15 protein-coding genes and 3 pseudogenes are annotated in these 21,354 nt (G+C 63.3%); 2 read left to right on the forward strand and 16 right to left on the reverse strand.

Translation table 11 applies throughout. The features are described from left to right. Nucleotides 1–765: 765 nt before the first annotated feature. The gene (locus ACVWW6_RS01975; RefSeq protein ID WP_456680057.1) at nucleotides 766–2,760 is read right to left on the reverse strand and encodes a methyl-accepting chemotaxis protein; all 1,995 of its coding nucleotides are present in this window, start codon (nucleotides 2,758–2,760) and stop codon (nucleotides 766–768) included. A gap of 1,040 nt (nucleotides 2,761–3,800) precedes the next feature. Between ACVWW6_RS01975 and ACVWW6_RS01980 the strand changes: the two are divergent. Next, nucleotides 3,801–3,872, forward strand: a pseudogene (locus ACVWW6_RS01980) (helix-turn-helix domain-containing protein); the annotation flags it as partial. Between the two features lie 69 nt (nucleotides 3,873–3,941). Here ACVWW6_RS01980 and ACVWW6_RS01985 read toward each other — a convergent pair. The 6 genes and pseudogenes from ACVWW6_RS01985 to bioB form a co-directional block, all read right to left on the reverse strand. Beyond that, nucleotides 3,942–4,637 (reverse strand): hypothetical protein, encoded by a 696-nt coding sequence (locus ACVWW6_RS01985; protein ID WP_456683256.1) that lies wholly within the window; start codon nucleotides 4,635–4,637, stop codon nucleotides 3,942–3,944. Between the two features lie 1,125 nt (nucleotides 4,638–5,762). Then, nucleotides 5,763–7,018 (reverse strand): annotated as a pseudogene (locus ACVWW6_RS01990) (adenosylmethionine--8-amino-7-oxononanoate transaminase). After that, nucleotides 7,018–7,653, reverse strand: a complete 636-nt coding sequence (bioD, locus tag ACVWW6_RS01995; protein ID WP_271565800.1) for a dethiobiotin synthase — start codon at nucleotides 7,651–7,653, stop codon at nucleotides 7,018–7,020. The pseudogene ACVWW6_RS01990 and the gene bioD overlap by 1 nt, the downstream one beginning before the upstream one ends. Continuing rightward, on the reverse strand, nucleotides 7,650–8,804 hold the full coding sequence (locus tag ACVWW6_RS02000; RefSeq protein ID WP_456680058.1) for an 8-amino-7-oxononanoate synthase: 1,155 nt from the start codon (nucleotides 8,802–8,804) through the stop codon (nucleotides 7,650–7,652). Before ACVWW6_RS02000 ends, bioD begins: the two co-directional genes overlap by 4 nt. 84 nt (nucleotides 8,805–8,888) lie before the next feature. Further along, a complete protein-coding gene (locus ACVWW6_RS02005) occupies nucleotides 8,889–9,230 on the reverse strand; it encodes an aspartate 1-decarboxylase (protein ID WP_456680059.1) in 342 nt (113 codons plus the stop codon). 51 nt (nucleotides 9,231–9,281) lie between these two features. After that, on the reverse strand, nucleotides 9,282–10,265 hold the full coding sequence (bioB, locus tag ACVWW6_RS02010) for a biotin synthase BioB (RefSeq protein ID WP_456680060.1): 984 nt from the start codon (nucleotides 10,263–10,265) through the stop codon (nucleotides 9,282–9,284). Between the two features lie 267 nt (nucleotides 10,266–10,532). Here bioB and ACVWW6_RS02015 point away from each other — a divergent pair, with 267 nt between their 5' ends. Next, entirely contained in the window at nucleotides 10,533–11,006 is a 474-nt protein-coding gene (locus tag ACVWW6_RS02015; RefSeq protein ID WP_097669437.1) for a Mu transposase C-terminal domain-containing protein, read from the forward strand. Between the two features lie 630 nt (nucleotides 11,007–11,636). Here the strand turns inward: ACVWW6_RS02015 and ACVWW6_RS02020 are convergent. From ACVWW6_RS02020 to ACVWW6_RS02060, 9 genes and pseudogenes are all read right to left on the reverse strand, one after another. Then, nucleotides 11,637–12,123: pseudogene (locus ACVWW6_RS02020) on the reverse strand (type 2 isopentenyl-diphosphate Delta-isomerase); the annotation flags it as partial. Between the two features lie 85 nt (nucleotides 12,124–12,208). Beyond that, the gene (locus ACVWW6_RS02025) at nucleotides 12,209–13,111 is read right to left on the reverse strand and encodes a terpene synthase family protein (RefSeq protein ID WP_271565803.1); all 903 of its coding nucleotides are present in this window, start codon (nucleotides 13,109–13,111) and stop codon (nucleotides 12,209–12,211) included. Next, nucleotides 13,108–14,658 (reverse strand): hypothetical protein, encoded by a 1,551-nt coding sequence (locus tag ACVWW6_RS02030; RefSeq protein ID WP_456680061.1) that lies wholly within the window; start codon nucleotides 14,656–14,658, stop codon nucleotides 13,108–13,110. The genes ACVWW6_RS02025 and ACVWW6_RS02030 overlap by 4 nt, the downstream gene beginning before the upstream one ends. A gap of 309 nt (nucleotides 14,659–14,967) precedes the next feature. Continuing rightward, nucleotides 14,968–15,966 carry a polyprenyl synthetase family protein gene (locus ACVWW6_RS02035; RefSeq protein WP_456683110.1) on the reverse strand — a complete coding sequence of 333 codons (999 nt, stop codon included), beginning with the start codon at nucleotides 15,964–15,966 and terminating at the stop codon, nucleotides 14,968–14,970. A gap of 154 nt (nucleotides 15,967–16,120) precedes the next feature. Continuing rightward, a complete protein-coding gene (locus ACVWW6_RS02040; RefSeq protein ID WP_456680062.1) occupies nucleotides 16,121–17,464 on the reverse strand; it encodes a cytochrome P450 in 1,344 nt (447 codons plus the stop codon). Beyond that, nucleotides 17,464–18,309 (reverse strand): SDR family oxidoreductase, encoded by an 846-nt coding sequence (locus ACVWW6_RS02045; protein ID WP_097669442.1) that lies wholly within the window; start codon nucleotides 18,307–18,309, stop codon nucleotides 17,464–17,466. The genes ACVWW6_RS02040 and ACVWW6_RS02045 overlap by 1 nt, the downstream gene beginning before the upstream one ends. After that, entirely contained in the window at nucleotides 18,296–18,604 is a 309-nt protein-coding gene (locus ACVWW6_RS02050; protein WP_097669443.1) for a ferredoxin, read from the reverse strand. Before ACVWW6_RS02050 ends, ACVWW6_RS02045 begins: the two co-directional genes overlap by 14 nt. 1 nt (nucleotide 18,605) lies before the next feature. Continuing rightward, nucleotides 18,606–19,895, reverse strand: coding sequence for a cytochrome P450 (locus ACVWW6_RS02055; RefSeq protein ID WP_097669444.1), 1,290 nt, complete (start codon nucleotides 19,893–19,895; stop codon nucleotides 18,606–18,608). A gap of 94 nt (nucleotides 19,896–19,989) precedes the next feature. Continuing rightward, the gene (locus ACVWW6_RS02060) at nucleotides 19,990–21,192 is read right to left on the reverse strand and encodes a cytochrome P450 (protein ID WP_161533312.1); all 1,203 of its coding nucleotides are present in this window, start codon (nucleotides 21,190–21,192) and stop codon (nucleotides 19,990–19,992) included. Between the last annotated feature and the right edge of the window lie 162 nt (nucleotides 21,193–21,354).

Raw genomic sequence — 21,354 nt, forward strand, 5'->3', positions numbered from 1 at the left:
CCTTCGCACTCGTCGCGAAAGCATCGGATGTGAGCCGTTTCATAATTGCGATTCAGCTTTGAATAATCTTGTCGAATGCGCGGGATTTGTTGGCGGCTCGCGGTCAGCACCATACTGGCTTCGAGCCGCGCCCGACTGCACGCATGCCGCCGGTCAACGTGCCCTAGTTCAAGAATCTTGGACCGAGCAGCAATTTACTTGAGGCGTTTCATCAATCCCGAGGAAAGCATAGTGACACCGCTTAGACTTGTACTCCCGATCTGCACGGCAGCCTTCGTTGCCAACACGTCGTCCGCCCTGGCCTGGGGTCAACTAGGTCATTCAGTCATTGCAGAACTGGCGCAGCGGCATTTGACACCGCTGCCAACTGCCAAAGCCGGCGCGGATATCACAAAGGCGATGTTCCCACCACCTATAGCTGCTATCGAGCGAGCGCGGCCTCGTAAACGGCTGGGCTAGGATCGCGTGGAACGCCTTCGCCTATCGAAGGCGGGACGTCGGGACTGATGCTTCTGCCGGCGCAGGCCCTCAATAAAGCGACTTGGTTAGCACAGATTTCGGGAGCTCTGGAGCTGTTGCCTCCATCCCTTGCTGCGGTTCTGCAGGAGTCAGGGGCGCCTCCATGAGGCTGAGTACGGCCCGACCCTTTTTCGTGATGAGCCACCCACCGTCTACGCGCTCGATCAGTTGCTGAGAAAAGATGTCCAGGTTCGGAACACGAGCGCCCAACCTTTTGGTGCGCTCAACCCAGTCCCGACCGCTCAGTTAGGCCGCTTGAACCCTCCCTAGGAAATCATCGAGCTCGCGCTTCAGCCGGGTACTTTCCTGCGATAGCAGCTCGGCAGACCTCAGTACGTGCATTGACGCCCCTTCAGTTTCTTTCGCGCGATGCGTGACTTCACCCGCGCTCGCCGCCACTTGAGTGGTCCTGGTCGCGGCTTCCTGCAGATTGAACGCCATACTCTTACTCGTAGTCTTCTGCTCACCGATGAAAGAGACGACAGTCATAGCAATGTCCGAGATGCGCGCGATGATTGCGCCCGTTTCAGAAATCGCGGCAACTGCTTCAGTCGTCGCTGACTGAATGCCCCCAATTTGTTCGCCAATCTCTACGGTCGCTTGCGCAGTTTGAGTAGCGAGAGTTTTCACCTCCTGGGCAACAACTGCGAACCCTTTGCCGCGGTCGCCGGCGCGCGCGGCTTCGATGGTCGCGTTCAGCGCGAGCAGATTTGTTTGCCGCGCGATCGCCGCGATCAGCTGAACAACGCTGCCGATCCGCTCCGTCGCGGCCGCCAAACTAACCATGCGTTGATCGCTGAGTTCCGTCTTGCGAACGGCTTCGAGCGCCATATCGGCCGCCTCCTCGACCCGTCGGCCGAGATCAGCGATCGTTGTCGCCATTTCGTTTGTCGAGGTTGCCACGTGCTGAACATTAGCCGACGCTTCTTCCGATGAGGAGGCGACTTCGAGCGAGAGTTCCCGGCTGTGATCAGCCGAACTGGTAAGGCTTCGTGCCGACGCTTCAAGTTGCGTCGAGGCAGCCGAGACTGTGTCAATCACCTGTCCCACGGTAGCCTCGAATTCGCCGGCGAGCCGCGCGATATCTGCCCTGCGCTGAACGGCAGCAGTCTGGTCTTGTTCCGCCCTGGCGTCGAGCTCTGCTTGGGCTCTCTCGTGCGCCCTCAGCTTGAACATTTCTACCGCTTCGGCCATTTCGCCAAGCTCATCTTTTCGGCCCAGCGCTGGTAGAACCACGTCGAACCTCCCTTCGCCAAGCTGGCGCATGGCCGAAGTCATTGCCGCGACTGTTTTAGCAATGCGCCTGCCAAACAGTAACGCGAGCAGGCCTACGAGCATTGTCGCAAACCCGATGACCCAGAGCAGATTTCGCCGAATTTCTTCCGCTCGGGTTTCGGCAGCCTCCGAATGCGCGTCCGCGGCAGCCATGATCTTCACGACTACCGGGCGAATGCGGTCGTAGATCTGACCGAGATCATCCACTTCGTCGTTCAGCGTCTCGCGCGTGACCATGAGCGATACAAAACTTGCCTTGTACGCACGGATGAGTTCGAGGACCTGAGATTTTGCCTCTGGAGCCAGGGTCGCTTGACCAAGCTCACTTTCGAAGTCTGCCTCACGCTGAGTCAGCTGATCACCGAATTTGTCTTCGCCCCGCAAGATGAAGTCCTTCTCGTGGCGACGCATCATGAGCATCAAGATCATAAGACGCGGCTGCTTCACCTGATCAAGTCGTTGCTCAACAGCGTGGACGGCATTACGCAATTTTCCTTGAAACCCGTCATCCTCATTGAAGCCGAGGTTGCGTTGCGCCGAGACAACGTTTTGAAAGCGTGTCGCATAGATATTGATGATCGGCCGGAGAGCGCCCGCCTGCCTCAACGGGCTCTCATCTGGCAAGGCCGTCACTAATGCTTCGACGCGACTTAGGTCTGCGAGCTGACGCTCGTGTTGATCGGCATGCTTTTTTATCAACACTTCGGTTGGCTTGCGAAGGAATTCCCTCGTGATCAGGCCTGACTCCAAAAAACTTTGTGACAAGGACATGACATGCGATTTCACTTCATCACTCGCGTTAGACTCGTGCTGAACAACGCTCGCGTAGTGGAGAGCGGTCGCGCAGATTGAACCTGTAACCAAGACACCGCAAACTCCGAGCAGGGCCATTTGCTCACGCAACCCGATTCGAATGCCGCGGCGGGTCGACGACTTACCACAAATGCTAAAAACAACGTTGCTCATTGCGTGCCTCGATTGATCCTACGTTGACGCCGTACTGCTGACGAACGCCGACCCAAAAGGAGCGGGTTGATGTTGAGTGAGATCGAAGCTGGCGCGCTTCACTCTGACGATGACAAGGCACTACCTAATCAGGATTGATTTCGAAATCCTGAACTGGCGCGTGAAAGACAGCGTATCCGCGCCAATTCTCGTTGCTGTTGCCTCGGATCAACTAGGACCAAGATCTGTAGTGCACTGTGATGCGCTCGGATCGAACGATAACTCTAATAGCTGCGTTTGAAGTGATTGTTGCGCACAAATCATGCACCCCACATGGAAACCTCGCCGCCATTCAGCGCGCTGAAGCGGGTATATCAGAATTCAGCTTGCGCGGTTGCGCGACTGCGCTGGCTTGGAGTTCTAGATGAGTTCTACTCATCTAGATGCTCCCTTCAGCCGCCCTTTTGGGCGTTTCCTCGCTGACTTGGCCGTGCGAAATGCTCGCACGGCCATTTTTCACGAGCTTCGAATGTGAATGATACCGCCTAACAGCCGCGGCATTTGGCGTACGATGCAATGTGCATCGGTGATTTGAAGCTCATTGGACATTGTGAGTTTGCCGCCGATCTCGGCTGCTAGGCGGACCTCGTGGCGGTCGCAGAGGCTGTTGCGATGAATTGGCTCATGCCTTCTGGACAAGATCGATGCACGGCACACCATTTATGTCCGCGTCACTAGATATTGAAGGCAATCTGTCGCCCAATTTTTTGGACGCTATGTGCTGCCCCCAAACGTCGGGTGTCTGAGGCACCGTGCGCAGACGTGTGATTGCCTTCAGCCAAACCGCGGAGCTTGGGTATCGCGCCCAGCACTCACTCTTGCCGTCTCACCCGTGTGTCGCGCGCCATGGAAAACTGCCCCCCCCCAGCGTCACGAGGAATTGCCCCCTCCTCGGATAGCTGAGGAGAGAGTGAATGAAGCGGGAACGAATCACTGAAGGCTCGCCGTGGAATGATCCACGGGGGCAGGTGATGAAGACGCCGGATGACGTGGCGGAGATGATGCGCCTGAGGGCGTGCGGGTGGGGTGTGAAGCGGATTGCGCGGCAGCTGGGCTGCAGCCATCACACGGTGAAGGACTACGTGGCGGCGGGCGGGGTGAAGCCGTTCAAGTCGCCTGAGCGGCCGAAGCGTCTCGACGGCCTAGAGGGTTGGCTGCGCGAGAGGCTCATTCGGCATCGCGGCGATGCCGACGTGGTGCGCCAGGACCTGTTGGCCGAGAAAGGTGTGGCCGTCAGGCTGTGGCTCGGTCGCCGGCGCTGTCACCACCTCGACTTTCGTGCCCTTCAGCCAATCCGGCACATGCCTCGGTCCGGCAATCCACGACGCCGGGATGGTCCCGGCGAGCGCGATCAGGAGGGGCCGCCAGCACGGCGACATCTCGCTGTGGCCTTGGATTTCCAGAGCACCAATTACTGCCGGCGCATGCCCAATCCGTCGCAGAGCCATCTCGACCAGATCGCGCGGACGCTTCATCGATGCTGGCAAGCGCCGGACGACGGCCTGCTCAAGCGACGCCAATGCGCCGGCTCGCGGATGGCCGACGTCCGACAGATCAATTCCAGCGCGCCAGGCCTTGTCGAACGTGGCGGTGACGGCCGACGCCATTCCCGGCAGCCCCTTAATAGGCTCGAGCTCGCCCATCTCGACGTCCGGAAGCGTGGCGCTGACGGCTTCCTTGAGGACGTTGAGATCGACCGGCTGAAGAAGGCCGCCAGCAAGCCTCGCGGCAAGCTGGCCCATGGTCACGACCTGCACGCCGGCTTCGTTGCGGCGTGCGGCATGTACCCGAACCATGTGACCGGCGAGGATCGTATGAACGACCACCGTTCTGCGCACTTGCATCTGCTGACGAAAAGCCCCCGCCTTTGGTGCGCCTCGGGTTGACCGTCTTCTTTTGGCGCATCCCCATCCTTAAAAACGCGGAACCGTCTCACGGGCGGACCCGCTCGGCAACCTTAGCCGCCCGATAGGCGCCTGATTTCCACGACTTTCAAGGATTAGGCAGCACGATCGGGACAACTGTGTCGCTCGAAATCCGAGAAAGTCGGTCGATTTTACTATGGCTGCGGCTTGTTGCCGAGCTTTCTCCCATTTGATTCGTTCCTGCCACTCTTGAAACTGCCCCGCTTGGTTCGATGATTGTTGCAGAACTATTCTCCCGACACCTATCTGCCGAGAGCACGGTCGGCTGCAGCCAGTCGGATACCACGCATCAAGCTGTTCGCAACCAGCGAAGCCACTTGCGGTCGGTCTCCCGCCGCGCCTTGAAGCGGTCGACGCATTTCCTGGAGCAAAGCGCCGTTTGCCAGCAGTAGTAGCGGATAAGCCCAAACCTTCCGCCACATACAGCGCAGCACCTAGCTGAACCGTGCTGGGAAGCATGATAATCGTTGCGCATTGTCGCCTCCTGTCGGCGTTATGTGGATATCTTCATGCATTGTCGATTCCGCAGCACCGCGCTCGCACACGTCAAAGTGCGGCGTCGCCAATTCCGATTCTCGCGGCATGTACGGACTGCCAGGCGCCAGACTGTGACTCTGATGTACGCCTTCTTCGCGAAGCGCCGCACTCTATTCGAGCGCGCCCCCGCAGAGAATTTCTTACTGTAAGAGAGAATTTGATCTTGATTGAAGCAATCAGCAGCACCTAAACGATTAAATCCTGCGTCTTTTTGCCTATCTTTGACGATCTTCAACTGGCCAGGCGACGGCGATCGTTAGCGGCCCCGCCCGGTCTCGTGCAGCCGCATTGTCACCACGCTACGCGCGGAAACGTCCAGCGATCTCGTAATCGCGAGGAAGGAACGTCTCAGCCGATCCGGCCTTGTAAGGGGAGCACCTTTAGGTCGTGCTGGCCAACAGGTATGGGAGCGCGATTAGGGCGCGTGCGGTTGCGCGGTATGTCAGGTATTGTCTCAGATCTTTCGGGGAGCTGCCGGTGCGCGCCACCCAAATCGCCTCCTCAAGCGAGCGCATCGGCCGCATCACCAATCGCGGCATAGATTTCATCAAGATCGGCTGCCGTAACGCATTAGGGCGGTATCACATAGATCGTATTGCCGAGCGGGCGCAGTAACAGATTTCGGTCCCTGAAAAATGCCTGAAGCTTCGGACCGATGGCCGCGAGATAATCGTTTGTTTTGAGATCGAGCGCTGTGATGGTTCCGGTCCGGCGGACGTTTGCAAAACGCGGATCGGCGCGGAATGCTGGATTGCCTGTTCTTGCATGGTGGCGACCGAGGCCAGGCGCTGGTAAGTTTCCTGATCCTGCCAGAGATCGAGATTGGCCTTTGCGCGGCGCAGGCCACCGGATTGGCCGTATATGAACTCGAATGAAAGAAGGTCCGCGTACGATCTTTCGAATAGTATGCGTCGAAAATCTCCGCACGGCAGAGCGTCACCGCGAGCGGAAGCGCCCCTCCCGTGAGGCCTTTCGAATAGCGGGCGATATCGGGCGTGACCTCGGCCTGCTCGCAGGCAAACAGTGTTCCGGTGCGGCCCCAGCCTGTCATGACCTCGTCGGCAATGAACAGGACGTCTGAGGCCTCGCAGATTTGCTTCATCTTCTTGAGCATCCAGGCCGGGTACATCAGCATCCCGCCCGCGCCCAATATCAGAGGCTCCACAATGAAGGTGGCGGGCCTTTCGTTTCGACATGCACGCTCGAGCTCATCGAGCGTTGCCTGCTCACGGTCTCTCGCGGGAAACGGGATTGAGATAACTTCGAACAGCAGCGGCCCATACGCCGCGTTGAAGACGCCACGGGCGCCAACCGACATCGCCCCTATCGTATCACCGTGGTAGGAATGTTGCATCATGACGATGCGCGTTCGCTGCTCGCCGATATTGCGCCAGTAGCCGAGCGCCATCTTCAGAGCGACTTCCACGCTGGTCGAGCCACTGTCAGAGAAGAAGACCTGGTCAAGTCCACGGGGCGCAAGTTTCAGGAGCTGCCCCGCAACCTTTTCGGCCGAATCGTGCGTGTAGCCAGCGAAGATGACCTGATTGAGCTTGCCTGCCTGTCCTGGATAGCGCGCTGACAATCCGGGGATGGCAATGCCCGTGGGTCACGACCCACCAGGACGAGATTGCATCCAGGATACGGCGACCGTCCGAGGTATAGAGATAAGCACCACTACCACGCACGACCTCGATCATCTCGTCTTGAAGCGCATGTTGCGTGAACGGATGCCAGATCGCCGATCTCTTCTTTGGCATCACAGGTTCAGGAAATTATTGCGGACAAACGCATCTTTGAAGACGGCGTGGAGCGTTTCTGGCGTGAGAGGAGAGAGCCAGGGCAATCGCCCCAACCAGCGCACTCGCCCGATGTCACAGATTGCGCTTTCAGTCTCAGGATTTCGTTCACCGATGAATGCAACCCCAAGAATACTGATGTGGCGCTTCCGCAGGGCCTCTACCGATAGCAGCGAATGATTAATGGTACCCAGTGCCGTCCTCGCGCATAGCACCACAGGAAGCTGCCATCGCTCGAAGACCTCAATGAGAAGTGCGCCTCGCGTCAGGGGCACCATCAGCCCGCCGGCCCCCTCGATCACGAGCGGCCGCTCGCCGGTGTCCGGCAGATGAAGCGAATCCACATCAATACGCTTTTCGTCGAGTTCCGCGGAATGATGTGGCGAAGAGGGCGTTCGCAGACGGTAAAGCTCCGGGATCACCCGATCGCTTGATAGACCTCCCAGCCGTACGACGAGCTGGGTGTCGGTCTCACCTTCGAGGCCAGCCTGGATCGGTTTCCAGTAGTTTGCCCCGAGCAGATGAGCGAGGCCTGCGGAAAAGACCGTTTTTCCAATCCCGGTATCGGTACCGGTCACTACGATCCGCCGGCTCATCGAAGCCAGCCCTTCGTCTCCTCAGCGAGCGCATCTAGCATTGCACGCACGTCATCCTCCCCGACGTTGAGTGTCACTGAAATTCGCAAACGGGCCGTGCCCACCGGTACGGTTGGCGGCCGAATCCCGCGGATATCGAAGCCGCGAGCCTGCAATGCCGAGGCGAGCTGCATCGCGCGCGCATTGTCGCCAACAATATACGGCACGATCTGGGTGTCCGAAGGACTCCGAAGACCGCGCAAACCGATCTCCCGATGGGTAAACGCGACCAGGCTAGCCAAACGCTGCTGACGCTCGGGCTCTTCCTGCAGGATTGAAAGCGCCTCCCGCACAGCTACAGCCATCAATGGTGACGGTGCGGTGGCGAAGATGAACGGACGACAGCGATTGACCATGAAATCGCGCAGCGCACTGCCAGCCGTAACAATCGCGCCGACGGCCCCAAGCGCCTTGCCGCAAGTATGAACGGCCAACAGATTTCCGCGTCGCTCATAGGCCGCGGTGAGCCCGCGTCCCTGCTCGCCGTAGACGCCTGTTGCGTGAGCCTCGTCGACCATCAGGAACGCATCGTATCTGTCCGCAAGCGCGACCAGCTCTCCGAGGGGAGCAAAATCGCCATCCATGCTGTAGACACTTTCGACCACGATCCAGACGCGGCCCACTCCGCCGCTGGTTCGCCAGTCACGGATCGTGCTTTCGACCGACTGGGGATCATTGTGCTCGCTTATCCGAACGTCGGCCCGGCCGGCTCGCGCGCCTTCATGAATGCTTGCGTGCACGAGAGAATCGAGAACAAGCAGGTCGCCCCGCTGTGGCAGCGTTGTCAGAACGGCAAAATTTGCGACGTAACCGCTGCTGAAAAAAAGCGCTGCATCGGCGCTGAAGAATTGTGCCGCTTGTGCCTCGAGACGTTCGTGCTCCTCGCAATTGCCGCGCAGAAGCCTCGAACCGCCAGCTCCGATCGGCGTGCCGTCATGCAGGGCCGCCACGATAGCCTTCTTCATGCGCGGCGCGCTCGCGAGCGCCAGATAATCGTTTGAAGTGAAATCTATTCCCACGCGCGGCTTGAGGCCGCGCAGCCGGTGGTCATCCTTCAGTGCATGCAAGGCTGCGACATAGTTGCGAAATCTGGTCGCGTGCTTTGAATCCATTCGTCATTCTCAAGTAGCGATCCATCTCGCAAGAGGTTCTAGCGGCGCGATGGTCTGGGGCTTCAGCAACGGTCTTTTTGGCTGTTAACTTCGCAAGATGCGATTTTCCCGGTCGACCAGGACAACGCGTGGTTTGAAGAGTTTAGCTTCCACCTGGTCGAAGCAGCATAAGCTTTTGTCTTCGGGCGGTGCGAGCCGCGCGGCCGCACCGTTCAAGTTTATTGTGCCAGATCCAGGAGGGGCTTCAACAAGAGAGGTGGCGAAGCGCGCTCCAGTTTTCATATCGTAGATCTCGACGCGCTCATTGATTAGAAACCCTGTCGCATCGAGCAGCGCACGACCAATCCACATCGAGCCTTCACCGAGCAAATCAGTCTCCATCACCGACGCGCGATGAATTTTGCCGTTCATCACCGTAACTTGCATTCCCCACCTAAGCCGGGTTCTGCGGAGAGCGCGCTCGCAGCTCCGCTCCACTCAGGCAAGCACGGATGTGATGCCGAGCCGCTCCAGCAAATTCTTGTCGCGGTCTCGCACCGGGTTTTTGGTCGTCAACAGCACATCGCCGATTAAGATCGAATTTGCGCCAGCCAGAAAGCAAAGTGCTTGCAGTTCGTCCGTCATATACTGCCGTCCGGCCGACAACCGCACCACGCTCTTCGGCATCATGATCCGAGCCGTCGCGACCAGGCGCACCAGCGCGATCGGGTCCGGGCGCTCGGCGGTTTCATTGACCGGCACGCCTTGGACCTCGTTCCAGAGATTGATCGGCACACTTTCCGGATGTCGGGGGAGATTGGCGAGAAGCACGAGCATGCCGAGGCGATCCTCGACGCGCTCGCCCATACCAACAATTCCACCGCAACAGACCTTGATGCCGGCCTCGCGCACATGCGCAAGCGTCTCGATGCGATCCTGCAAGGTCCGCGTTGTGATGATTTTTCCGTAGAATTCGGGCGAGGAGTCGATGTTGTGATTGTAGAAATCGAGCCCGGCATCAGCGAGCTGCGCGGCCAGCTTCGGCGTGAGCATGCCGAGCGTGACGCACGTCTCCATGCCAATCCCCTTAACTGCCGTGATCATGCTGCATATCTGATCAAGATCCCGGTCTTTCGGGCTGCGCCAGGCGGCAGCCATGCAGAAGCGAGCCGCGCCGGCATACTTGGCGCGCTGTGCGGTGGCGACCACATCGGCTTGATTCATCAGACGAGTGGCCTTGAGGCCAGTGTCGTAATGCGCGCTTTGCGAGCAGTAGCCGCAGTCTTCCGGGCACCAACCGGTTTTGATGCTGAGCAGGCTTGCGGTTTCGACGCGGTTTGGATCGAAGTTGTCGCGATGAATGCTCTGCGCCTGAAACGTCAGGTCGGCAAATGGCAAGCGATAAAGCGCCTCGGCGCCCACACGATTCCAGTCGCTACGAGCTGACGCCCTGCTCCCGCCCACCTCTACACCAGCAGCCATAAGACTTCCACGCCCACGAGCCGATTGACAACTATCGTCCAACGAGGGCCCCGAGTGGCTTGTGGTGTCCGCCACCGCCCAGCTGGCGCTCACCAAAAAATGTATGGCTCCTTCGACATCCAAAATCCGCGAAAACTGGCGCCTGACTGAAGAAATCCTGCAATATTTGGACACCTCATACAACTAGGCGCGGCTCGCGTAAACCGCCGAGGTCGAACGCGACAGCCGTTGCAGCAGGCTCGATCCCAAGCTAGGTATGCGACCTCCTTGCGTCATTGCACCGCTGACGCGCTTGTCACGCTAGAAGACCTCAACGAGCTGATCCACGAGTTCATCGACGTCTATCACTACCGTCCGCACGATGGCATCAACGCCATCCCCGCACGCGCCTGGAAGGAAGGCCTCGCGATCCAGCGCCGCAACTGGATCAAGGACGTCGCCGCGCTCGACCACGTCCTCGGTCGCGTCGAGACGGCGACCATTTCCGGCAACGGTATCAAGTTCAAGAACATGCGCTGGCACGACGAGACCGTTACTTCGGCTCTCCTGAACGATCTCGTCCGCCTCGAAGCGAAGCGGTCGCAGGATCCACGCACCTTCGGTCAGGCGCGCGCGCGTGTGATCGTGAAGTGGAATCCGGCCGACGCCTCCAGCATCAGCGTCTGGAATCGCGGCAAGCCGCCCCTCCCGTTTGAGCGCTTGAACTCTTTCCACCACTTCTGTTATGCGGGCCGACTCTAGCTCGTATGGGCGCCCCATTCTCTCCCTGATATTACCGTAGATCGACGCAGTCTTTGCTACGTGCGGCCCGGCTCCGACGATCGTTTCTGCAAACTCACACTCCGGATGAATCGCCGCAAAGAGCCCGCAGGCTTGCCGCAGACGGAGCAGGTCCCCATCGCTCGCCCCTCTCTCGCTCGACTTATCGGCGCATCAAAGTTTACTTGCGGCGGTTGTACGGTGATTCGTCGGACTGAGCGATATGCCCTCAGCCGAGGCTTTGCCATAGATGGACGCATCCGTACGACCGAGCTTGAATCCAATGACTCGGGTGGGCGTGTTGCCCTTCGCCATTTGTCTCAGCTGTTGGACATCTTTGGGGTCCAAGACTTGCCGCTATTGCGAGTGGATTGGCCATGCGTCGCCCCTTCAGTGGCGCGGCGTGCGGTGCCGAAATGCCCGTTGTTGGGGTTGTAATTCCCGCTAGTACCGTAGTTGTCTCGCTGGGTGCCATTAGGATTAGCCACCGTATAGGGCTGCACGTAAGTCCATTGCTCCGCGTGTAGCCTGACACCGCGTGATTATTTGGGTTCGAGCCGGTTCCCAAGTATTGAGCTTAAGCCACGCTGGCTGCGCCCGCAAACACTCCACTTCCTGCAGCGGATTGAGATGGACGATGAGTCCGTCGGCCTCCAGCGCATCCACCGCCCGGCGCGCCAGGTCCAGGCCGTCGGCCTCGCGCAGTTGCGCGGCGCCGATATTGGCCAGCAAGGGAATGTCTGGGGCCAGGCGGCGCAGCGCGCGCGTCAGCCCCTGGGAGTTACGGGATTGCAGGCTCACGCGCTGCGAACCGACGCACATGGCGATCCCCAAGGCTTGCGCTGCCTCGCTCAGATGCCGGTTGATGGCCTCGGCGGGTGGCATGCCGCCGGTCATGGAGATAATCGGCAGCGGCGCGCATGGTTTTGCCCAGCAGCGAGGCGCGCAGGCCGATATGCGTCAGGTCCAACTCGGGCAATGCGCAGTGTTCGAACCGGATGTACTCCCAGTCGGCGGCGACCGTGGCCGGCGCCGTTCGCCGATCCAGCACGAGGTCCCGATGGTCGTCCTTGCGTCGGCTCAGGGCGGTGTCGCTCATGCTCGCTCCATCCGTCGCATCGGGCGACGGCGTTGCGTCGGATCGGACCGACGGCAGCGCGCGCACGCCGCCACCTCCCGCGCGTTCAGGCCGGCGCACGCTGGCCTCCTCCCGCAGCGTCGCTGCGGTAGCGGCTGGTCGAAGTCTGGTAGTACTGCGCGCGGATTGCCGCCATGGCCTCGATCAATGGTCCCCACGGCGCGGGAAAACGTTCTTCCGCCATCACCCGGTGCAGCATGCGCGTATGGCCGGCCAGCTCGTCGTTGAGGAACTCCACCACAGGCATAGCCGGATAGCGCTGCAGCAGCAGGATCGCCGCGTTGTCGGCCTCACCGGCCGACCTGTCCTTGTCGCGTCCATGCAGATCGTTCTGCAGGCGCCCTATCGCGGAGATGAGCCGCAGGACCTGGCGAAACGCCGGACGCGCGCGCAAGGTCGCCATGTCCAGCCCCCACAGCAACGACAGGCAACAGAACACGTTCGTGTAGGCGATCGAATCGATGCCGTTGTGCAGGTACTCGGCGTAGGACCAGCGTTCCGCCCCTGCCGCCTGCGCGTGTCCGGCGCGCAGCGCCGCGCAGTAGCACCGGGTATCGTCGAGAAGCTGAGCATAGTCGCGACGATCGTAGGCGAGCGCGGCCAGCGAAGCGCGCAGCACAGCGCAGCCCTCGAATCCGGGGAGCGCGCACGGCACGCCCTGCCCCAGCGCCTGCTCCACCGCGGCGAGCTGCTCCGGCGCGATCAGGCCAAGGTCGTTGCAATCGTCGAGCCAGAACAGCAGCGCCAGTTCGCGATAGAACGCCACGATCAGCGTTTCGTCCTGCGGATCGCGGCCGGTGCGGGCGCTGGTGTCGCGCAGGCTCGGGTGGATGCGCTGCAGGATGTACTGGCCGCCCCTGACCGCTTCCACGGCATGCTCGTCGGCAAACCCGGTCAGGGAACGCCCCCACTGCAGCACCTGCTGCAGCGCGCGTTCGGTCTGGATCATGGCGCCGCTCCTGCTCCCTCGGCCAGGACGCGCCGCCCCCAACGAAGCGCCAGCCACAACCCGGCGAGTTCGGCCACGCGCACGACCCGGGTGGGGCAATACAGTTCCTTGCCGATCCACAGCGGCGTCTGCGGCAATGCATGCGCCGCATGGCGGGCGAGCATCCACTCCAGCGCACGCGCCACCGCCTGCGCGATGCGCCGGCGCCCTGTCGGCTCTTCGCTCCCGTCCATCACGTGCAACGCGAACAGCGCATAGGCGGTTTCCTCGAATGTGGACGCGCGACCGGCGCCCCAGCCGCCGTCGTCGCGCTGCGACTGCAGCAGCGCCGCCAGGGCACGCTCGTCGCGCCACTGGGGCTTGCCTTGCGCCAGCGCAGCGACCGCATGCGCGGTGGGATACAGCCACGAAACGTGCCATTTTTCGTTGTCCCATAGACCGTGCGGGTTGCGATTGCCCTCGACGTAGGCGCTGGTGCCGGCGGCGGGCTTTCCCAACAGTCGCAATGCATGCAGGGCATGGATGTTGGTCGACACCGAGGCATTGCGCTCGCCGGGGAAGGTGACGAACAGCTCGCCGATTTCGAAATGGCGCAACGCATCGACCGCCGGGTCGCGGCCTGCAAGGTGCAGGACGCACAACGCAACCGCGGTGTCGTCCGCATCGGCCGCGAAGTGCAAGGCCGGGCCCAAACCGCGCACTCCCAGGCGGGCGTCGAGCTGCGCGACGATCACGCGCACCGCCTCGGCGAGCGCGGGATGCGCGAACAGCCCGGCTAGATGCAGGGTGTACAGCGACCAACATGGCTCGAACACATTGATCGGCCAGACGTTGGGAATGACACCTTCGATGCCGCTGCGCGTCGCCCGCGATGCCGCCTGCAGATAAGCGTCGGCGCGCCCGACCTGCGGCGTGCTCCCCTGTGTCACGGCGTGCGCACGCCACGCGGCGGTGGCCGCCGGACTGATGCCGATGCTACCGTGGTCATCCGGGCATGCGGTGGTCGGCGACGTCCCCCAGGCTTCCCAGGAGTGCAGCAAGGGATGGCCGCTCGGCAACGCCTGCATCGCCCCCAGCTTGACTAGGCATGCTTGCCGCAACGGCAACAGCGCCGGGTGACGCGGAAACGCCACGCCGCCCACCAAGGATGCGACCTCGCCGCAAAACTGCGGCAGGATCAGCTCCGCGCCGATCGGCGCGTCTTCCGGCACCGCATGCGCGTAGGGATCGGGCTGGCGCTGGAGGAACCGGGTTGCAGCCTGGACTGCGTCGGCAGCGCCGGGAAGAGGATTGGCACGCTGCAATGCCAGCAACGCCGCCCACGTGGGCGCATGGCGGAACAGCGGGAAGTCCGCGCTTCCCCATCCGCCATCGGCCTGTTGCTGCGCGATGAGCCACGCGTATGCGTCCTGTCGACCGGTGACGTTGCCGTGGAATTGAAGAGCCCGCGCCGTGTCGTAGACGGACGGACCGACGCTGCCGCCATCGCTCATCTGGCTCAGCAGGTGGCGCAATTCGGAAAGGATCTGTTCGGACAGCGCGTTCACGCGGGATGTTCCTTCTGCAGACGGTTGACGCGAACCAGGATCGGGCAGACGCCGCGCACGTCGCCGCAGGCCCCGTCGCGGCTCGGCGCATGGGAAAGGCCGGACGGCCGCCCTGCTCCGGCGCGGCGACGCGCCCCGATGCTAGCGCCGGTCCGCCGCATAGGCTTGCGCGCGGCGCGCCGCGTGCGCCGCGGCCGTGCTGGGCAACCGCTGCGATCGGTGCCGCGGACTCGGACACAATGCATCATGCACCGCTGCCGCCGGCCGATCGCAGCGGCACAGGGGCGAGCCGCATGCGGATGGGCGCACTCATGCGCATGGCGCGTGCTTGAACAGATATGCGTTGGCCCGCTGCAGGATCTGCGCCAACCGTTCCGCACGCGACCCCAGCGGGGCGATGGCCTCCCCGGCGTCGCGCAACAGATCCAACACGAACTGGTGCGCTGCCTGCAGCCCCATGATCGACGCGCAGGTCGGCTTCTGCGCCGCCGCGTCCTTGCCGGGGGTCTTGCCCAGGGTCGCGGTATCCGCCGTCGCGTCGAGAATGTCGTCGATCACCTGCAACGCCAGGCCGAAACAGGCGCTGTAGCGATCGAGCGCAGAGTACAGCGCAGCGTGCGCGGCATCCTCCGCGATGGCGCATAGCGCGCCCATGCGAACGGATGCGCGCACTAGCGCTCCGCTCTTCATCCGGTGCATCGCTACGATCCTGTCCAGCTCGACGTGCTTTCCAACCAGCGACAAATCCATGGCCTGCCCGCTTGCGGCACCACCCTCGGCGGACACCGCCTGCGCCAGTTCGCGCACGAGCGCGATACGGGTATCGCCCGGCGCATCCAGGCTCGCCAGGGTCAGGAAGGCGTGCGCCTGCAGCGCATCGCCGACCAGGATCGCTGTGGCTTCGCCGAACTTGACGTGCACGGTCGGAAGGCCGCGGCGAAGCACGTCGTCGTCCATCGCGGGCAGGTCGTCGTGGACCAGGGTACAGGCGTGCATCATCTCGATGGCGGCGCCGACGTCATCGAGCATGTGCGCCGGCGTGTCGGCCAATGCGCTGGCAGCCAGACAGAGCAAGGCGCGGGTACGCTTCCCGCCATGCAAGGTGGCGTAGCGCATCGCCGCCATCAGCTCGGTCTCACCGTCGTCCTCGGCGCAGAGAAGGCGCGCCAGCGCCTGTTCGACCCGCTTTGCGCCGTCCTGCATCCAGATCTCCGGCAGCAGCGGGCCGGATGCGCTGCGCGCCTGCGCGCCCAATACGCCCAGCACGGAAACGCCAGTTCGGTCGTGTAGCGTGGAACCGGGCTGCATGTTGTTCATGTCCTTGTATCTGACAGGAGACGGCCACGGCGGGCGGCGAGCCGCCGCGGTGTTGCCGGCGTCGCACCGAGCGCGCGCGCCGAGTGCAGAAACGCCGCGCGTCGCCGACGCGGCTGCCTCGCCACACGGAGCATGCGATGCCAGCTCATGAGAATCTGATGCGGGTTGTCATGGACGGATGTGCGGTCGGGTAATAGCGCCGGCCTTTTTCGACGCTGCTCAGCAACCGCGGCCGCACCCCGGCCTTGTGCATGGTCAGCGCCAAGGCGATCCCGAACTGCACCAGTTCCAGCCATGCCAGGTGGTAGCCGATACAGACGTGTGGGCCGGTACCGAACTGCAGCGTGTCCACCGGCCGGATCGGCTCCGCGCGTTGCAGCCACCGCGCCAGGCGGAACTGATCAGGCGCCTCGTGCAGCAGCGCCGAGGTCGAGAAATGCAGCAGCGGGATGCACAGATGGGTGCCCGCGGGAATGCGCCGTTTTCCGAGTTGCAATTCGTGCAGCGCGCGCCGCAGCAGGAGCGTGGTCGGCGGGTGCACGCGCAGCGTCTCGCGGAACAGCGCCTCGGCGACCGGACACTGCGCCAGGTCCGCGGGGCGTGCCGGCACCGTGCCCACGCGTTGCGCCTCCTCGACCAGGGCGTCCCATAGCCCAGGCTGCCGCGCAAGCTCGATCACCATCCAGGCCATCGTCGAGGCGGTGGTTTCGTGACCGCCAAGCAGCAGCAAGCGGATATTGGCGACTAGGACGTTATCGGAGAGCGTATCGTCGCTGCGATCGAAGGCGCTCACCATGTCGTTGATCAACCCGGTGCGCGCGGCCTGCGCGCGCGCTTCGCGGACGAATTGGCGCAACTGCGCGTCGATCCAGTCGCGGGCGGCGCGGCCGCGCCGCAAGGGCAGTCCGGGCAGGTCGATCCGGGGCGCGACGATCAACTGCAGCAGTTGCCGGTACTTGCGATGCCATCCCGGCAGGTCTTGCGCGGGGATTCCCATGAGGCTGAAGATGAGCTTGAGCGTCAGGTCGCCGGTTTCGCGCAGGATGGTTACGTCGCCGCGGTCGCGCCACGCCTGCACCCGGGCCCGGATGACAGGCGCGAACAGATCGCCGATGCCGGCCTCGGTCAGCCCCTTGGGGAGGAACGCCGCCTTGATCGCATCGCGCGCCTGCCGGTGCGCGCGGCCGTCCTGGGCGACCAACGTTCCACCAAGCAACTCGGGCGCGATCTCTTCGATCAGCGCCGAGGACACGTCCTTGTGCCGGAGCAATGCGAACGCATCCGGATCCATGCACGTCATCTGGTGTCCGACAGGGCCGAAATCCAGCCAGAAGTAGCTGCCCAGCGTCCGTTCCGCGCGCCGCAGCAGGCGCGGCAGGTCGCAGACGATGGCGGGAAGATGCCCGACAAGGGGGAAGGCGCCGGGCACGACCGGGATATCGCACCGAAGCCGGTGCCGGCGGTCCAGTGGGTTGAGCAGCATGTCCATCAGCCGCGCGGCGCCGCGGCCGCTTCGGCGGTGTCGCCGGCAGGCCGCGCGGCGCGGCTGTTGCCACCGTCGGCGTACGTCGGCACATGCGCCAGCATGCCGCCGTCGATGCACACGACCTGGCCGGTGATGAACGCAGCATCGTCGGAGAGCAGGAACGCCACCAGCGCGGCCACGTCCTCGGGGCGGCCGACGCGCGGCAGGAGCTGGTGCCGGCGCAGATGCCGTTGCATGCACTCGTCCAGCTTGGCGACGAGACGCTCGGTCATGATGAGACCCGGCGCAACCGCGTTGCAGCGGATCTGCGCATGACCGTACTGGGTGGCGAGCGAGACCGACAGCATATTCATCGCCGCCTTCGACGCGGCGTAGGACGTGTGCGCGGTGTCACCGCTAAGCCCCTGGCACGACGACATGTTGACGATCGCGCCACCGCCGCGGGCGATCATCCTTGAGATGGCCTGCCGGCAGCAGAGCAGCGTGCCACGCAGATTGGTCGCCATGGTCTGATCCCAGACCGTCAGGTCCAGGTCGAGGATCGCGCGGTCGCGCGGGGTCAGATGCATGGCGCTCGCGTTGTTCACCAGCAGGTCGACCCCACCGAATTGCCGCTCCGCCGTCTCGAACAGCGCTGCCACCGCCTGCGCATTGGCGATGTCGATGGGCAGGGCCAGCGCGTCGCCCGCTTCGGCCGCGATCTGCGCGGCGCAGGCCCTGGCCGCCGAGCCATCAATGTCGGCCACCACCACTCTGCCGCCCTCGCGCGCAATGGCGCGGGCGCATGCCTTGCCGATGCCGGCGCCGGCGCCGGTCACCACGGCCACCTTGCCTTCAAACCGTCCCATCGTGTCCTCCTGGATTGCGTTGGTCTTTCGCGGCATGCCGCTCGGCCTCCGCCGGAGAAGGCGCAGGGTCGGCGCTGGCGCGCTCGTCATCGCCAGCGTCGCTTTCGATGACCCGAATGGCGGCGACCGGGCACTGGCTGGCCGCGAGCCGCACGGCCGCGTGAAGCGCCTGCGGGACCTTCGCGACGCACACTTCGGCCACGCTGTCCGGTTCGCGCTGCCGAAAGGTGCCCGGCAGCGTCAGCACGCATTGCCCGGTGGTTCCGCACAGATCCTGGTCGACCACGACGCGCATCTCAGCCCCCCTGCGCATGCAGCCGCACCGATAGCGCGCGGAACGTCCTAAGGAACGCGGACGGCTCCCGGGTCGGCTGCTCGGCCAACGCCAGCGTGGGGAAGCGAGCCTGGATCCGCGGCAGGCTCTCGGCCAACTGCACCCGGGCCAGTTGCGCACCGAGGCAGAAGTGAATGCCGTGACCGAAGCTCAGCATGATCTTCCCGTCGGTCGACATGCCAGGACTGGTGCCGCAGAACCGCGCGGGATCGAAGCGGTCGGGATCGGCGAAGGCGTCCGGGTCGCGATTGCCGGCCGCGACCAGCACGCGCACGTCCGCGTTCTTCGGGATCACCGCGCCGCCCAGTTCGATGTCGCGCTGGGCGATACGTGGAATGGAGCTGAACATAACGGGCGCGTCGCAGCGCAGGACTTCTTCTACGAATGCCTTTACCCCCACGCCGTCTCCCTGCAGCCAGTGCCGCTGTTCGGGATACGCCAGCATCGCCAGGACCGCATGGTCGATGGCCGCAGCAGTGGTGGTGAAGCCGCCCAGCAGCATGCCCCACAGCATGCCGATCAACTCCGCATCCGACAGCCTGTCGGCATCGTCGTCATGCGCGCCGACCAGCATCGACACGATGTCGTGGCGGGGATCGGAGCGCTTGCGCGGTATGAGGTCGCCGAAGTAGGCTAGCACCCTGGCGCTGGCCGCGTCCGCCGCGGCGAGCTGGGGATCGCTGGCGTGCGGGCGCAGGCCTTCCAGAATGGCGCCGATGCCGGCGGCGAGCCCGAACATGTCGTCCGGGGGCATGCCGAACAATTCGGCGGAGACCAACATGGGCAAGGCCAGCGCGAATTCCCGATGCAGGTCCACCGCCTCCCCGCGCTCCAGCGCGGGCGCCATGCCGTCCAGGCGCGCTGCGACGATGCGCGCGATGCTCGGCCGCAGGTTGTCGATCTGGCCTATGGTGAAATCGCGCGAGATCAGCCGGCGCAGACGCGTATGCGTCGGTGGATCCTTCATCGCTAGCGTGGACGCCAGCAGATTGAGCGACAGGCTGGTCGCCGCACGCGGGAAATAGCGCGCCAGTTCGCCCGGCGCCGGTGCCCGAAGCGCATCGCCCGTGGCCTTGAGCGCCCAGTAGATGTCGGCGTGGCGGCTCAACAGAAAGAGGCCCGATGCCGCGCGATGCACCGGATCGTGCTCGCGCAACCACCGCATGAACGGATACGGGTCGTGGAGGCACGCTGGCGACGCCAGTTCGGCGAAGGCGTCCCGGCATGCTGCCGTGGTTTCTTGCACGTCCATCTAGGTTACCTGTTGGCTGACTGATCTGCCCGGCGCGCGCCAGGCGCGCCGGCAAATTGCGGAGAAGATCGCGATCCCTGGCGGCGTCCGCGCATCACCAGAGCACCGGGAACTCCTCGAACCCGCCAGTGATGATCTCCTTGCGCAACTTCAGTTCTTCCGGCGCCACGGCCAGGCGCAGCGCGGGAAAGCGCTGGAAGATCGAACCGAACACCACCTTGAGTTCCAGCCTGGCGAGCGCCACGCCGATGCAGTGGTGCGGCCCGTAGGAGAACGCCAGGTGCGGCTTACCGTCACGTCCGATGTCGAAGATTTCCGGGTCGTCGAAATGGCGCGGATCGAACGACGTCGCCGGCAGGCCGACCAGCACCTTGCTCTCCGCGGGAATATGCACGCCCGCGATGGTCACGTCGGTCCTCGGATAGCGCATGATGCCGTCCCAGCCCGCACCTGGCGGGTACATGCGCAGGATTTCCTCCACCGCCTTGTCCACCAGGGATGGATCGCCGACCAGGCGTTCGCGCTGTTGCGGATGGCGGAACATGGCCAGCAGGCCGAATTCGATCTGCGCGACGGTGCTCTCGTGCCCAGCCACCAGCATGCCCGCCGCCAGGCCGATCGCCTCTTCCTCGCTCGCCTTGCCCTGGTCGACCGCCGCGAGCAGATCCGTCAGCACGTTGTCGCCCGGATCCTGGCGCTTGTCCCGCATCTTGCCGCGAATGTAGACACGCAGTTCTTGCCAGGCCAGGCGCGACGCGCGACGCGGGCCGCTTTCATGCTGGTGCGTCATCACCTCGTCGGACAGCCCTGCGAAAAAGGCGTGATCCTCGTAGTGCACGCCCATCAGCGCGCTGATGACCATGGCCGGAAGTGGAAAAGAGAGATGGCGCCGCAGGTCGGCAGGCTGGGGCTGGGCCGCCAGCGCCTCGAACAAGTGCGCGGCGATCGCCTCGACCTGCTGCGCGAGCAGCCTCACCCTGTGATCGCTGAAGGCCGGCGCCACGATCGCGCGTAACCGAGCATGCTCGCCCCCCTCGTGCGAGACCAGCCAACCCGGCGAACCCAGAATCACCGAATCCGGGGTGAAGGCCGCCGGCGGCATTCCCGCGGGCCGGAACGCCGCGTCGGACAGCACCGCCTTGGCCTCGTCGTAGCCCGTCACCCACCAGCCGTCGTGCCCGGACGGGAAACGCACGCGGTGGATCGGACCGTTGGCGCGTAGCGCCAACATCTCGGGCGAGGGCTCGATGTGATCGACGCGCCACTTCGGCAGCGTCGGCAAGGGTTGTTCGGACATGGTGACACTTCACTCTCTAGGCGATGGAAGGGCGAAAGGTGATCGGCAGCCGCTGCGGGCAGCGAATGACGTAAGACTCATGTAGACGACGTCCTCCGCGGCAATGGTCAGCGCCAGATCTCCAGCCGCACGAACAGCGCGGGGAAGGCGCATCGCAATCCA

The sequence above is a fragment of the Bradyrhizobium sp. USDA 3311 genome, assembly GCF_054062495.1.

Bases quoted from the DNA above. Each gene is read 5' to 3' on its own strand.
- ACVWW6_RS01975 (WP_456680057.1), bottom strand. From the start codon at position 2,760: ATGAGCAACGTTGTTTTTAGCATTTGTGGTAAGTCGTCGACCCGCCGC.
- bioD (WP_271565800.1), bottom strand. From the start codon at position 7,653: ATGAGCCGGCGGATCGTAGTGACCGGTACCGATACCGGGATTGGAAAA.
- ACVWW6_RS02000 (WP_456680058.1), bottom strand. From the start codon at position 8,804: ATGGATTCAAAGCACGCGACCAGATTTCGCAACTATGTCGCAGCCTTG.
- ACVWW6_RS02005 (WP_456680059.1), bottom strand. From the start codon at position 9,230: ATGCAAGTTACGGTGATGAACGGCAAAATTCATCGCGCGTCGGTGATG.
- bioB (WP_456680060.1), bottom strand. From the start codon at position 10,265: ATGGCTGCTGGTGTAGAGGTGGGCGGGAGCAGGGCGTCAGCTCGTAGC.
- ACVWW6_RS02025 (WP_271565803.1), bottom strand. From the start codon at position 13,111: ATGATCCAGACCGAACGCGCGCTGCAGCAGGTGCTGCAGTGGGGGCGT.
- ACVWW6_RS02035 (WP_456683110.1), bottom strand. From the start codon at position 15,966: ATGCAGCCCGGTTCCACGCTACACGACCGAACTGGCGTTTCCGTGCTG.
- ACVWW6_RS02040 (WP_456680062.1), bottom strand. From the start codon at position 17,464: ATGGACATGCTGCTCAACCCACTGGACCGCCGGCACCGGCTTCGGTGC.
- ACVWW6_RS02045 (WP_097669442.1), bottom strand. From the start codon at position 18,309: ATGGGACGGTTTGAAGGCAAGGTGGCCGTGGTGACCGGCGCCGGCGCC.
- ACVWW6_RS02050 (WP_097669443.1), bottom strand. From the start codon at position 18,604: ATGCGCGTCGTGGTCGACCAGGATCTGTGCGGAACCACCGGGCAATGC.
- ACVWW6_RS02055 (WP_097669444.1), bottom strand. From the start codon at position 19,895: ATGGACGTGCAAGAAACCACGGCAGCATGCCGGGACGCCTTCGCCGAA.
- ACVWW6_RS02060 (WP_161533312.1), bottom strand. From the start codon at position 21,192: ATGTCCGAACAACCCTTGCCGACGCTGCCGAAGTGGCGCGTCGATCAC.